Origin of the sequence: Streptomyces sp. PsTaAH-124 (genome assembly GCF_000373685.1) — a bacterium.
GTDB classification, from domain to species: Bacteria; Actinomycetota; Actinomycetes; order Streptomycetales; family Streptomycetaceae; genus Streptomyces; species Streptomyces andamanensis.
In genome coordinates this window covers 244,400-257,597 of sequence record NZ_KB892209.1, presented here as the reverse complement: position 1 = coordinate 257,597, position 13,198 = coordinate 244,400, and the positions used below count along the sequence as shown (strand labels likewise).

9 protein-coding genes are annotated in these 13,198 nt (G+C 72.8%); 1 reads left to right on the top strand and 8 read right to left on the bottom strand.

The features are described 5' to 3' along the window. Positions 1–256: 256 nt before the first annotated feature. Genes B086_RS0138275 through B086_RS0138260 form a run of 4 tightly spaced genes read right to left on the bottom strand, consistent with a single transcriptional unit; the run spans position 257 to position 5,299 of the window. Positions 257–1,180: a S66 peptidase family protein gene (locus tag B086_RS0138275; protein ID WP_018571734.1), complete on the bottom strand. Its 924-nt coding sequence runs from the start codon at positions 1,178–1,180 to the stop codon at positions 257–259. Beyond that, entirely contained in the window at positions 1,177–3,129 is a 1,953-nt protein-coding gene (locus B086_RS0138270) for an LpqB family beta-propeller domain-containing protein (protein ID WP_018571733.1), read from the bottom strand. Before B086_RS0138270 ends, B086_RS0138275 begins: the two co-directional genes overlap by 4 nt. 21 nt (positions 3,130–3,150) lie before the next feature. Beyond that, positions 3,151–4,473 (bottom strand): M20/M25/M40 family metallo-hydrolase, encoded by a 1,323-nt coding sequence (locus B086_RS0138265; protein ID WP_018571732.1) that lies wholly within the window; start codon positions 4,471–4,473, stop codon positions 3,151–3,153. Then, positions 4,466–5,299: a M55 family metallopeptidase gene (locus B086_RS0138260; protein ID WP_018571731.1), complete on the bottom strand. Its 834-nt coding sequence runs from the start codon at positions 5,297–5,299 to the stop codon at positions 4,466–4,468. The genes B086_RS0138265 and B086_RS0138260 overlap by 8 nt, the downstream gene beginning before the upstream one ends. Positions 5,300–5,451: 152 nt before the next feature. Here B086_RS0138260 and B086_RS0138255 point away from each other — a divergent pair, with 152 nt between their 5' ends. Next, entirely contained in the window at positions 5,452–6,486 is a 1,035-nt protein-coding gene (locus B086_RS0138255; protein ID WP_018571730.1) for a C40 family peptidase, read from the top strand. A gap of 76 nt (positions 6,487–6,562) precedes the next feature. On the opposite strand, the gene B086_RS0138250 is transcribed toward B086_RS0138255, so the two are convergent. The 4 genes from B086_RS0138250 to B086_RS0138235 form a co-directional block, all read right to left on the bottom strand. Beyond that, a complete protein-coding gene (locus tag B086_RS0138250; RefSeq protein WP_018571729.1) occupies positions 6,563–7,432 on the bottom strand; it encodes a class II glutamine amidotransferase in 870 nt (289 codons plus the stop codon). 15 nt (positions 7,433–7,447) lie between these two features. Further along, the gene (locus B086_RS0138245) at positions 7,448–8,878 is read right to left on the bottom strand and encodes a glutamate decarboxylase (protein WP_018571728.1); all 1,431 of its coding nucleotides are present in this window, start codon (positions 8,876–8,878) and stop codon (positions 7,448–7,450) included. A gap of 64 nt (positions 8,879–8,942) precedes the next feature. Continuing rightward, entirely contained in the window at positions 8,943–10,076 is a 1,134-nt protein-coding gene (locus B086_RS0138240) for a glycosyltransferase (protein ID WP_018571727.1), read from the bottom strand. Beyond that, positions 10,073–12,955 (bottom strand): bifunctional glycosyltransferase family 2 protein/CDP-glycerol:glycerophosphate glycerophosphotransferase, encoded by a 2,883-nt coding sequence (locus B086_RS0138235; protein ID WP_018571726.1) that lies wholly within the window; start codon positions 12,953–12,955, stop codon positions 10,073–10,075. The genes B086_RS0138240 and B086_RS0138235 overlap by 4 nt, the downstream gene beginning before the upstream one ends. Positions 12,956–13,198 lie beyond the last annotated feature (243 nt).

Genomic DNA, 13,198 nt, shown 5'->3' with positions numbered 1-13,198 from the left:
CCCGGCGTCCATGGCCGCGCCAGGCCCCGTCGGCGTACGGCGCCTTCGCGGAGCAGCCCTTCCGCCGGAAGCCACAGGAGCGGGCCGGCGCGAGGGAGGCCGTGCTGTTGATGCTGATGTGTCCGGCGATGGCGCCGCCGGGTCTCTCGCAGAACCAGGAACCCGGCCCGGTCCTCGTCCGTGATTCAGCCGGGCCCCTCGGCGGGACGCGGTGTGCGGGCGTTCCGCCGGGCCGCGCGGGCACCGGCGGCGCCGGTCAGCGCAGCGCGGGTGTGTCCAGCGCCAAGGTGCCCGCTTCCGCGTCGAGTTCGGCGGCCACCCCGAAGGGCATCGTGCGGGCGCCCGCGCAGTGCCCGAACCCGAAGTCGGCCGCGACGGGCACCCCGAGTCCGCCCAGCCGGTCGGCGAGCAGCGCGCGCACCCGCTCGGGTGCGCCGCAGTCCTTCCACGAGCCGAGCAGCACCCCGCTCACCCGCTCCAGCCAGCCGGCCCGCAGCAGTTGTGTGAGGTAGCGGTCCAGGCGGTACGGTTCCTCGCCGACGTCCTCCAGGCAGAGCAGGCCGCCGGCGGCGGACGGCCGGGCGTGCGGCGTGCCGAGGTCGGCGGCGAGCAGGGCGAGGCAGCCGCCGAGCGTGACGCCCCGGGCCCGCCCGGGGACGAGGGCCGTCCCGTCCGAGGGGATCACCCGGACCGCTTCGGGTGTGCACAGGGTGGCCCGCAGATGCTCCTGCGCGCGGGCGTTCTTGAGGAAGTCGATCCCGGCGGCCATCGGCCCGTGCAGGGTGACCAGGCCCAGCCGGACGGCGAACGCCTCGTGCAGCGCGGTGATGTCGCTGAAGCCGACGAACACCTTGGGTCCCGCCGCGCGCATCGCCTCCCAGTCGAGCAGGTCGGCCATGCGCTGCGCCCCGTAGCCGCCCCGGGCGCACAGCACCGCGTCCACCGACGGGTCGCACCAGGCCCGCTGGAGGTCGGCGGCCCGGTCGGCGTCGGCCCCGGCGAGATAGGCGAACTCCTCGTGCCGGTCCAGCACATGGGGTGCCACGACCGGGTCGAGGTCCCAGCCGCGCAGGACGTCGAGCCCGGACTGGAGGCGTTCCTCGGGTACGGGTCCGCTGGGGGCGACGACGGCGACGCGGGCGCCGGGGGCGAGCCGGGCGGGACGCAGCAGTTCCTTCACGTGTCCAGCTCCAGGGTGGGGATCCCGGCCGGGTCCAGGCCGAACACCTGGGCGTACAGGGAGAGTTCCGCCTCCAGGGCGCGCACCATCGTCTCGGCCCGGCGGAAGCCGTGCCCCTCCCCCTCGAAGGTGAGGTAGGCGTGCGGTACGTCGCGTCCGCGGAGCCGGGCGAGGAAGCGTTCGCACTGCACGGGCGGGCAGATCACGTCGTCCAGGCCCTGGAGCAGCAGGAACGGCGCGGTGATCCGGTCGGCGTGCTCGGCGGGCGAACGCTCGGCGTACCGGCCGGGCACCTCGGCGAGCGGTCCCACCAGGCTCTCCAGGTACTGCGACTCGAAGTCGTGGGTCTCCCCCGTGCCCCAGCCCGTGAGATCGAGGATCGGGTAGAGGACGGTGCCGCAGGCGTAGACGTCGGTGCCGGTCAGCGAGGCCGCGGTGGTCCAGCCGCCCGCGCTGCCGCCCCGGATCGCCAGCCGTCCGCGGTCGGCGGTGCCCTCGTCGGCGAGGGCGAGCGCGACGGCCGCGCAGTCCTCGACATCGACGACACCCCACTGCTCCCGCAGCCGCTCGCGGTACACGCGGCCGTATCCGGTGGAGCCGCCGTAGTTCACCTCGGCGACGCCGATGCCGCGTGAGGTGAAGTAGGCGATCTCCAGGTCGAGGACGAGCGGGGACCGGCTGGTGGGTCCGCCGTGCGCCCACACCACGTAGGGCGGCAGTTCCCCGGCGGGCGCGGCGCAGCCGGGGTGGTGCGGCGGGTAGACATGGGCGTGCACCTCGCGGCCGCCCGGTCCGGTGAAGGTGCGCACCCGCGGTTCGGGGTAGTGGGCGGGGTCGACCGGGTCGCGGTGGGCGGCGCCGACGACGCGGGCCCGTCCGGTGCGGGTGTCCAGTTCGACGACCTCGTGGGAGCCGAGCGGTCCGGCGCCGACGCCGACCACCCGTCCGCCGTGCACCGCGAGGGTGGCGTCGAACTCGCCCCAGGGCCCGGCCGCGTCGACGACCTCGCCGCTCTCCGGGTCGAGTATGCCGAGGGCGGTGGCGCCGCGGCCGTGCACGACGGCGACGAGACCGCTGTCCAGCGGCGCGAACCAGCGCTGCCCGAGCTTCCACAGCGGCCCGGCGAACTCCTCCTCGCGCGGACACAGCGGACGCCCGTCGCGGTAGAGGTTCCACCAGCCGCCGCGGTCGCTCGCGTACAGCAGGGAGCCGTCGGCGGCCCAGTCCGCCTGGGCGACGGACTCCTCGGGGCCGCCCGCGACGGTGCGGGGCGCGGTGAGGCGGCCGTCGTCGCTGACGTCGGCGACCAGGAGTTCGGTGCCGTCCCAGGGCATCCTCGGGTGGTCCCAGGCCAGCCAGGCGGCCCGCCGCCCGTCCGGCGACAGGCGCGGCCCGGTCACGAACCGGTGCCGTTCGGCGGTCAGTTCGCGCACCGCGGCCCGGTCCTCGGCGGCCGATCCGTCCAGCGGTACGGCGGCCGGGACGCGCCGTACGTCGCTGGGACCCTCGCCGGTGAACTCCTCCAGCACGCACCAGACTTCGCCGCGGTCGACGAGCAACTGCGGCTCGGCCCAGCGCAGTCCGCCGCCCACCGCCGAGACGGGGGTGAGCGGGCGCGGGGTGCCGCCGGGCTCGTGGCGGTAGAGCCGCTGGTCGGCGAAGTTCACGAAGACGATCAGCGGGGTGCCGTCCACGACCGTCCCGTCCCAGGGCCGGCCGCCGTACTCGATGACCCTGCTGCGCACGTTCCACGGCGGCGGCAGGACCGGCTCCTCGGTGCCGTCGGCACCCCGCCGCACCAGCGTCCGCCGCCCGCCCTCGGCGGGCCGCGGCGCGGTCCACCACACCTCGTCGCCGACGAAACCCACGAACTCCGGCTTTCCGTCGTGCGCGGCGGCCAGCGCCGCGTCGATCGGCGAGGGCCAGGAACCGTACGGCAGGGTCTCCACTGTTTCCTTCTCCCAACTCGCTCAGGACGTCCGCAGGAAGCGGTCGAGCACATGGACACCGAAGTGCAGCGCCTCGACGGGGACACGTTCGTCGACGCCGTGGAACAGCGCGTCGTAGTCGAAGCCCTCGGGCAGTTTCAGCGGCGAGAAGCCGTAGCCGGTGATGCCCAGCCGCGAGAACTGCTTGGCGTCGGTGCCGCCCGCCATGCAGTACGGCACGACATGGCCCTCGGGCGCGAACTCCTGGACGGCGGCGCGCATCGCGGCGAACGTCGGGGAGTCGAGGGGTGCCTGGATCGCCACCTCGCGGTGGTGGAACTCCCAGTCCACGTCGGGCCCGGTGAGCCGGTCCAGGGTGGCGCGGAACTCGTCCTCGCCGCCGGGCAGATACCGTCCGTCGACATGGGCGACGGCCTCGCCCGGGATGACGTTCACCTTGTAACCGGCGTCCAGCATGGTCGGGTTGGCGCTGTTGCGCAGCGTCGCCTCCACCAGGCGGGCGGCGGGGCCGAGCTTGTCGAACAGCACGTCCACACCGTCGGCGCTGTCCAGGCTGTCCGGGTCGGCCTCCAGGCCGTACAGCGCGGCCAGTTCGGTGAGGGCGGCGCGGACCGTGGGGGTGAGCCGCAGGGGCCACTGGTGGGCGCCGATCCGGGTGATCGCGGCGGCCAGCCGGGTCACCGCGTTCTCCGTGTTCACCCGGGAGCCGTGACCGGCCCGGCCGCGCGCGGTCAGCTTCAGCCAGGCGGTGCCGCGCTCCCCGGCGGCGATCGGGTAGATCTGCCGTCCGGCGCCGTCGTGGAAGGTGTACGCGCCGGACTCGCTGATGCCCTCGGTGCAGCCCTCGAACAGCTCGGGGTGCTCCTCGGCGAGGAAGCCGGAGCCGTCCTCGGCGCTGGCCTCCTCGTCGGCGGTGAAGGCGACGACCAGGTCCCGGCGGGGCCGCACCCCCTGGCGGGCCCAGGAGCGGACTACCGCGAGGATCATCGCGTCCATGTTCTTCATGTCGACGGCGCCCCGGCCCCACACGACGCCGTCGCGGACCTCGCCGGAGAACGGGTGCACGCTCCAGTCCGCCGCCTGGGCCGGGACCACGTCCAGGTGGCCGTGGACGAGCAGGGCGGGCGCGGACGGGTCGGTGCCCTCGATCCGGGCGACCACATTGGTCCGGCCCGGGGTCCGCTCCAGGAGCACCGGCCGCGTCCCGGCCGCCGCGAGCTGCTCGGCGGCGTACTCGGCGGCCGGGCGTTCGCGGCAGTCGCCGCCGCCCCGGTTGGTGGTGTCGATGCGGATCAGGTCGGAGGTGAAGCGGACGACCTCGTCCAGCGCCTGCGCGTCAGCCATACTGCTCCTCGATGGCGGCCGAAGCGATCGTGGTGACCGCCTTGAACGTGCGGATTCCCTCGTACATGGTCGCGCTGGTGTAGGCCACCTTGCGCTCACCGGCCCGGGTGACGCCCGGCACCACGGTGGCGGCCATGGCCAGGTGCTCGGCGTCGAACTCGACCGCGACGGTGAAGGGGCCGCCCGCGACCGGCGGACGGCGCACCGCCAGGGCGGCCGCCTCACGGGCGGCGGCGCGGATGTCGGCGGCGGTGCGGGCCGGGGTCCGGCACACCGCCGCGTACCGCGACACATGGTCCTTGACGGCGACCTTCAGCGCCTCGGGCGCGTATCCGAGCGCGTCCTCGCAGGCCACGTCGTCGCCGGTGACCAGGACCACCGGCACACCGTACTCGGCGACCACATGCGCGTTGAGCAGTCCCTCGCTGGCCCGCACGTCGTCGATCCACACCCCGGTGATGGAGTTGGCCAGGTAGGTGTGGGCGAGGACGCCCTCCATACCGGCGCCCGCGTGGTAGCCGACGAAGGCGATGCCGTCCACGTCGCCGTGCTGCACGCCCTCCACCATGGACAGCGACTTGTGCCGTCCGGTGAGCATCTGCGCCCGGTCGTCCAGCTCTTCGAGCAGCAGGTTGCGCATCGACCAGTGGGCCTCGTTGATGAGGACCTCGTCGGCGCCGCCGTCGAGGAAGCCGAGCACCGCGGCGTTGACGTCCGAGGTGAACATCGACCGGCACCGCTCCCACTGCGGCGTCCCCGGCAGCACATCGGCCGGCCAGGTCACACCGGTGGCGCCCTCCATGTCCGCGCTGATGAGGATCTTCATGGGGCGCCACGTTACGCGCCGGGGCTGCAACTTCCTACCAGGTGGAGCGCAGGAAACGGAACGCCCCGAGCCTGGCGCCGAGGAGCCCGGATCACTAGGTTTAAACTCGAACTCCCGAACGGGAGTTCACCCAGCAGAAGGAGTTCGCTTCCGTGGCGTCCCACCGTCGACCCAAAAAGCCCAGCCGCACCCGCGTCACCGTGCTGACCACGGCGGCGGCCGCCGCCGTCGCCATCAGCGCGCAGGCGGCCAACGCGGCCCCCGGCGCGAAGCCGAGCAAGGACGAGGTCAAGTCCAAGGTCGACGCGCTCTACGAGCAGGCGGAGCAGGCCACCGAGAAGTACAACGGCGCCAAGGAGAAGCAGGAGAAGCTCCAGAAGGAGATCTCCACCATCCAGGACAACGTCGCCCGCGGCCAGCAGGAGCTCAACAAGCTGCGTGACGCGCTCGGTTCGATGGCCGCGGGCCAGTACCGCAGCGGCGGCATCGACCCCTCGCTCCAGCTCTTCCTGTCCTCGCACCCGGACGAGTACCTGGACAAGGCCGCCACCCTCAGCCAGGTCAGCGGGCAGCAGGCCGACTCCCTGAAGAAGATCCAGGACAAGCAGCGCCGGCTCGCCCAGCAGCGCGCCGAGGCCACCGGCAAGCTCAGGGACCTCGCCGCCACCCGCACCGAACTGGGCCGCCAGAAGCAGCAGGTCCAGGGCAAGCTGGCCGAGGCGCGGCAGTTGCTGAACACGCTCACCGCGCAGGAGAAGCAGCAGCTCGCCCAGGCCGAGCAGACCCGGGCCACCCGCGGCACCGAGCGGGTCGACCTGGGCAACATCACCCCGGGCAGCGGCCACGCGGGCGCCGCCTTCGCCGCCGCCCAGTCGAAGATCGGCAGCCCGTACCAGTACGCCCACAACGGGCCCTCGACGTTCGACTGCTCGGGTCTGACCTCCTGGGCCTACGCCCAGGCGAACATCACCATCCCGCGCCAGTCCGAGGCCCAGGCCAACGCCGGCCAGCGCATCTACTCGCAGAGCCAGCTCCAGATCGGCGACCTCGTCTTCTTCTACGGCGACCTGCACCACGTCGGTCTGTACGCGGGCAAGGGCATGGTCCTGCACGCCCCGCACACCGGCGCCGTCGTGCGGTACGAGTCGATGAGCAACATGCCGTACCAGTTCGGCGTCCGTATCTGACACGGCGTCGGCCCGGCCGTCCTCCGGCCGGGCCGTACTGTGCCGCGCCGTGCCGCGCGCGCTGCTCGCCGGACGGTCAGGCGGCCTTCTGGGACGCGGCGGCCTCGGGGCGCAGATCGGCCAGGGTGAGCCGGTGCGCCGGCGGATCGGGCAGGACGGTGCGCGCGGTGGTGGCGAGGTCCGGGCCGACGTGCAGGAGTTCACCCGGTGCCATGAGGCGCCAGCCGGGGTCGTCGTCCATCCGTTCGCTGGCGACGACCACGGCGGGCAGCCCGGCGAGATCGTCCGAGTGCACCCGCATCCGCCCCCGGGTGCCGCTGTGGTCGAGACGGCGTCCCCCGTGCGGGCCGCCCAGCGGACGCTCCAGCACATACAGCTCGTGGGTGTCGGGGTAGCGCAGCGCCCACAGTTCGTCCGGGGTGACGAGGATCAGATTGAGGGCGTAGACGGGCAGGTTCGCGGCGATCCAGCCGGCCGCCCGCCGGACACCGGCGCCCACGTCGCCGCCGTGCTCGCGGATCTCGCGGGTGATGAGCGCGAAGAACCGCTCGGAGTCGGTGTCGCCGGACACCAGTGACCGGTCCGCGCCCAGGTGCGCGTCGAGCCGGTCCAGGCCCTCGATGACGCCGTTGTGCGCGAACAGCCGCCCGTCCTGCGCGAACGGATGGGTGTTGCGCGCGTCCAGGCCGCCGGTCGAGGCGTAGCGGATGTGCGCGAGGAACGTGGTGGACTCCGCCTGCCGGGCGTCCTCGGCGAACGCCCGGTCCTCGAAGGCGGCGATCGGGGCCTTGTCGATCCGCGGGGAGCCGTCCGGGGCGAAGTAGCCGAGGCCGGTGCCGTCCGGGTCCCGGTGGCTCTGCTCGCTGAGGCTGTCGGGGGCGTCCAGGAGCCAGAAGGTGGCGCGGGTGCGGCGTGGGGCACTGCTGAGGCCGAACAGACGGCACATCGGGTACCTCCTCGGTCAGTCGCGGCCGGGGCTGCGGGGGTTCTTGGTCTCCGCGCCGTGCGCGAACCCGCCGGCGTCGTCGGCGGTGCGGTGCGGCTCGTTCTGCTTGTCCAGCCGGGGCAGGACGCGGCGCAGATCGGCCAGGAGCAGATCGGCGAGGTCGTGGCTGAAGCCGTTGCGGACCACGATCCGCAGCACGGCCAGATCGGTGCGGTTCTTCGGGAAGGTGTACGCGGGCACCAGCCAGCCGCTCTCGCGCAGCGCGGCGGAGACGTCGAAGACGCTGAAGTGGTCGGTGCCCTCGCTCATCCGGAACGCGAAGACCGGGATCTCGCTGCCGTCCGTGATCAGCTCGAACGGGCCGAGCCGCGCGATCTCGGCGGCGAGCCGGGTGGCGACGTCCCGGCAGGTCTGCTGGACGCGCCGGTAGCCCTCGAAGCCCAGCCGCAGGAAGTTGTAGTACTGCGCGACGACCTGGGCGCCGGGCCGGGAGAAGTTCAGCGCGAAGGTCGGCATGTCGCCGCCGAGGTAGTTGACGTGGAAGACGAGGTCGTCGGGGAGTGCCGTCTTGTCCCGCCACAGGGCCCAGCCGACGCCGGGCATGACGAGCCCGTACTTGTGCCCGGAGGTGTTGATGGAGGCGACCCGCGGCAGCCGGAAGTCCCACTCCAGGTCCGGGTCGAGGAAGGGCGCGATCATCCCGCCGGAGGCGCCGTCGACATGGACCGGGATGTCCAGGCCGGTGCGTTCCTGGAGGTCGTCGAGCGCGGCGGCGATGGCGGCGACGGGCTCGTAGCTGCCGTCGAAGGTGGAGCCGAGGACCGCGACCACCCCGATGGTGTTCTCGTCGCACAGCTCGACGGCCTGCTCGGGGGTGAGGTGGTAGCGGTCCCCCTCCATCGGGACGTAGCGCGGCTCGACCTCGAAGTAGTCGGCGAACTTCTCCCAGCAGATCTGGACGTTGATGCCCATGACCAGGTTGGGCCGGTCGGTGGGCTTGCCCTCGGCGCGGCGCCGGTGCTGCCAGCGGCGCTTGAGCGCGAGCCCGCCCAGCATGGCCGCCTCGCTGGAACCGGTGGTGGAGCAGCCGACCGCCCGGCGCGGGTCCTCGGCGTGCCAGAGCCGGGCGAGCATGTGGACGCACCGCGTCTCGACCTCGGCGGTCTGCGGGTACTCGTCCTTGTCGATCATGTTCTTCTCGGCGCACTCGTCCATCAGCCGCCGCGCCTGCGGCTCGGCCCAGGTGGAGACGAACGTCGCCAGGTTCTGCCGGGCGTTGCCGTCGAGCATCAGCTCGTCGTGCACGATCTGGTACGCCGTGTCCGGGTCCATCTCCGCCCGGGGCAGCGCGTACCGCGGGACCTGAAGGGGCTCGCGGCTGAAGACCGGGTTGACCGCCAGGTCGCGGCTGTCGCCCCGGTCGTCACGAGAATGCCTCACCGTCATGCGCGCTCCGTCCTCCGCCTGTCGTCGGTGTACCTGGGGCCGGTCCGGTCGAGGGTGCTCGCCGCTACCGCTCCAGGAAGTCGAAGAGCCGCTCCCAGCGGTCGGTGATCGCGTCCGCGTCGAAGCGGCGCACACTCCGCAGGGCCTGCTCGCCCATCCGGTCGCGCAGTTCCTCGTCGGACATCAGCCGCACGAGGTGGCGGGCGAGTTCGGAGGTGTTGCCGGGCCGGGCCAGCAGCCCGTCCTCCTCGTGGCCGACGATCTCACGGACGCCGGGCGCGCAGTCGAACGCGACACAGGGCACCCCGCTCGCCATCGCCTCCAGCAGCACCAGCGGGAAGCCCTCGCCGCGGGAGGACTGCACGAAGACGGAGGAGGCGCGCAGTGCGCCGGGCACGTCGTCGGTCTGCCCGGCGAAGTCCACCGAGTCCTCGACGCCCAGTTCGGCGCACCGGCGGCGCAGCTCTGCCTCGGACTCGCCGCGGCCGTAGATGCGCAGGGTCCAGCCGGGCTGCCGGGGCGCGGCCTCGGCCCAGGCGTCCAGGAGCAGGTCGACGCCCTTCTCGTGGGAGAGACGGCCGATGCTCGCCACGACCTTCTCGGTGCGCGGGGACGGCGCGCCGGGCGCCAGGGGCAGCGGGTTCGGCATGAAGCCGAGGTTGTTCATGCCCTCGCCGACCCAGCGGTCGGCGTCCTCCTGGGTGAGGGCCAGCAGCCGGTCGACGGTGCCGTAGTACTTCTTCACCCGGCCGAAGCGGGACGACTTGCGGGCCGTCTCGAAGGACTCGTGGGTCATGCCGATCACGGTGTGCCCGGCGGTGTCCGCGAGGGCCACCCACTCCATCGCCCACACCTGCGTGACGATGATGACCGCGCCGGGCGCGGCGGCCCGGAACAGGCCGGTGAGCCGGCTCGCGGCGGCGCGCATGTGGGCGTCGTGGCGGCGCACGGCCGGGTCGGCGGAGCCGAGCAGCCGACGGGGGCGCGGGCGGCCCGGCGGGCGGCGGGCGTACAGCGTGACGGTGCGGAACGGCGGGTTCTCGCCGAGGTCCATCGGATGCCCGGCCGGGGCGATGCCGGCGATGGTGACCCGGTGGCCGCGGCCCGCGAGCAGGGTCGCGAGCTGGGCCTGCCAGCGGCCCACGCCGCCGAGTTCGTCGACCTCGTTGGCCACGAAGAAGATGTCGCGCTGGGTCATCGGGCCTCTCCCGCGGGGCCGAAGAAACGGTCCACGATCTGCGCCGCGGCGTCCCCGCGGTCGTACTCGCCGTACTTGTCCACGAACTCCTTCAGCCGCGCCTCGTACGTGGCGTGCACGGCGTCCAGGTCGCCGATGGCGGCGAACAGCTCCTCCGGTGTGCGCGGCGCCGGGCCCGGCGCCTCCGCGAGCAGGTCGAAGTAGGTGCCGCGGGTGTCCTCGGCGTACTCCTCCCAGTCGTGGACGTAGAACACCAGGGGGCGCTGGAGCAGGGCGTAGTCGAACATCACCGAGGAGTAGTCGGTGATCAGGGCGTCGGCGAGCAGCAGCAGCGGGGTGATGTCCGGCTCCGCGCTGACGTCGATGACGCGCCCGGCCACCGAGGGGGGCAGGGTGAGCCGGTTGAGGTAGTGGGCGCGCACCAGCAGGACGTGGTCGTTGCCGAACCGGTCGGCGAACTCCTCGACGTCGAAGGGGAACGCGAAGTCCCGTACCCGGCCGTCGCGATGGGCGCGGAAGGTGGGCGCGTACAGCAGCACCTTCTTGGCCGGGTCGATGCCGAGGCGCTCGGCGAGCCGCCGGGCCTGGGGGTCCGGCGCGGTGGACTCGCGGGCGCGGACCAGGGCGTCGTTGCGCGGGTAGCCGGTGCGCAGGAGTTTGTGCTCGGGGATGCGGTAGGCGCGGGCCAGGGTGCGCACGTCGTGCTCGCTGCGGACCACGAAGTGGTCGAAGCGGTCCAGGGCCTGCTGGTAGGAGCGCTGCTCCTGCTCGGACTGCATGCGCTGGGAGGGCTCGTCGAAGCCCATCCGCTTGAGCGCGGAGCCGTGCCAGGTCTGGATGTACGTCGTGCCGGGGCGCTTGGCCAGGCGCAGCGGGAAGCCCTGGTTGTCGATCCAGAACTCGGCCTGGGCGAGCGCCTTGAGGTACCGCCACGACCAGCGGCGCACCAGCTCGGCGTCCTTCGGGAAGCCCTTGGGGCTCTCGCCCGCGTAGGACCAGATGGCGGTGACGGGCACCTCGCGGCGGCGCAGCTCCTCGTAGACGGCGCGGGGGCTGTCGCTGTACTGCTTGCCGAGGTGGCTCTCCAGGACGACGGTGCCCTTGCGGATGGGCAGCCTGGTCAGCATGCGCTCGTAGACCTGGAGCTTGCGGGCGCCGGAGTTCAGGTCGCGGCGCACGGCGCGCAGCTTGCGGTAGGCGCCCTTGGCGGCGCGCGCGGGGCGGCCGTGCAGGTTGCGCCGGACCGCGGCGTGTCCGGCGCGGGCGGCCTGGCCGTGCTGGGCGAGCCGGAAGGCGAGGTGGCCCTTGGCGGACACCTGGGCCTCGATGCGGTCGGCCAGCAGCCGGGTCAGCCGCGGCCGGACGGGCAGGGCCTCGGTGTTCTCCAGGTCGACCGTGCCGACGGTGAGCCGGCTGGTGGTCCTGGTGCCGTCCGCGGTGAGGTGCAGCCGGACGTCCCAGACGTCGTCGATGATCCCGAGGGGGCGCAGGCGGCGGCTCAGGGGCACCTCGGCCCGCCAGGCGATGGTGTCGCCCTCGTGGCTGAGGGCGGTGACCGGGAAGCTGAACGTCTGGAGGCTGCGCCGTCTGGCCCGGAACTCCAGCTCGGCCGAGAGCTTCGCCCCGGGGGCGATGACGCGCAGCGGGTTGACGATCTCCCCGGCGAGCCGGACGTCCCCGTCGTGCGCGGTGTATGCGGTGAGCCGGTTGCGCAGGGACATCTGGTTCAGGCGCTTGGCGTGGTAGCCGAGGGTGGTGACGTCCAGGAGGGAGCGCATCTCAGGGTCGTCGAGGTGGCGGTCGGTCCAGTAGATCCGGCCGTCCCGCTCGGCCAGCGGGGTGGCGATCTTGTGCCGGTTGATCAGGGTGTCGATGGCCGGCATCAGGTCGGCCCAGTCCTCGCGCAGCAGCAGTTGGGCGCAGATGGCGTGGACGCGGTCGAGTTCGGCGTAGGCGGCCTCGGGGAAGTCCTGGACGTAGCCGCGGGCCAGTTCGGCGAAGCCGTGCCGGTAGTCGTCGTCGAGGAAGGGCAGTTCCCGCAGGTAGAGCACGAGGTCGTGCTTGAGGAACTTGATGTCCTTCCACAGCTTCAGCCGGTCCTGGCCCTGGCGGTCCAGGAGGGCGTCGATCCGGCGGTGGATCTCGACCCGGTCGGCGAAGTTCCTGATCTCGCCGCGCCGGTTGCTGATCGACTTGGCGGCGGTCTTCTCCACCACGTTCCAGTGGTAGACCGTGTTCGGGATGAGGGTGATGCGCCGCGCGGCCAGATACGCCTGGGCGGAGAACAGCAGGTCCTCGTAGTGGATGCCGCGCGGGAAGGCCAGGTCGTTGTCGAGGAGGAAGCGGCGCCGGTAGCACTTGTTGGTCGACAGGGTGTCGAAGACGAACAGGTCCGGCAGCTCGGCGACCGAGTCGAGGGTGCGGGTGGTGCGGTACAGCCACGGGTACCAGGCGACGCGCTTGCCGTGCCGGTTGTCGGTGTACACCCGGACGCACAGGCCGGAGACGAGGTCGGCCTCGGTGCGGTCGGCGGCCTCGACCATGTTGCGGCAGGCGTTGCGCTCCAGCGTGTCGTCGCTGTCCAGGAACATCACGTACCGGCCGCGGGCGGCCTTGACGCCCTGGTTGCGGGGCTCGCCGCAGCCGCCGCTGTTCTCGGGGAGCCGGATGGCGCGCACCTTGCCGGGGTGGGCCGCGGCGAGCGCCTGCGCGACCGCGAAGGAGCCGTCCGTCGAGCAGTCGTCGGCGATGATCACCTCGACATTGCGCAGACTTTGCTCAAGAACGGAACCGACGGCCGCCGGAAGTCGCTCCTCGTCGTTGTAGACGATGACGACAACACTCACGTCCGGCTCGGGCGCGACGCTCGACACGGCCACCTCTCGTCTCTGTACCGTGGGGGGTTTGCGATGGGGCGGACGCCACCCTACAGCCCGTAGGGTCCGCACCGGCCCCCGCCCCCTTCAAACTACGTCAATGCGACAATACGCCGCTCCGCTGACACGCTGCGTCGTGGACCGCCCGGCCGTCCGCCGCCGGGCACGCCCGCCGCGCGGCACCGCGCACACGAGCCGTCCGGGCCGCGCGGGGGGTGCGAACTGCCGTCCGCCGGGCGGTACTTC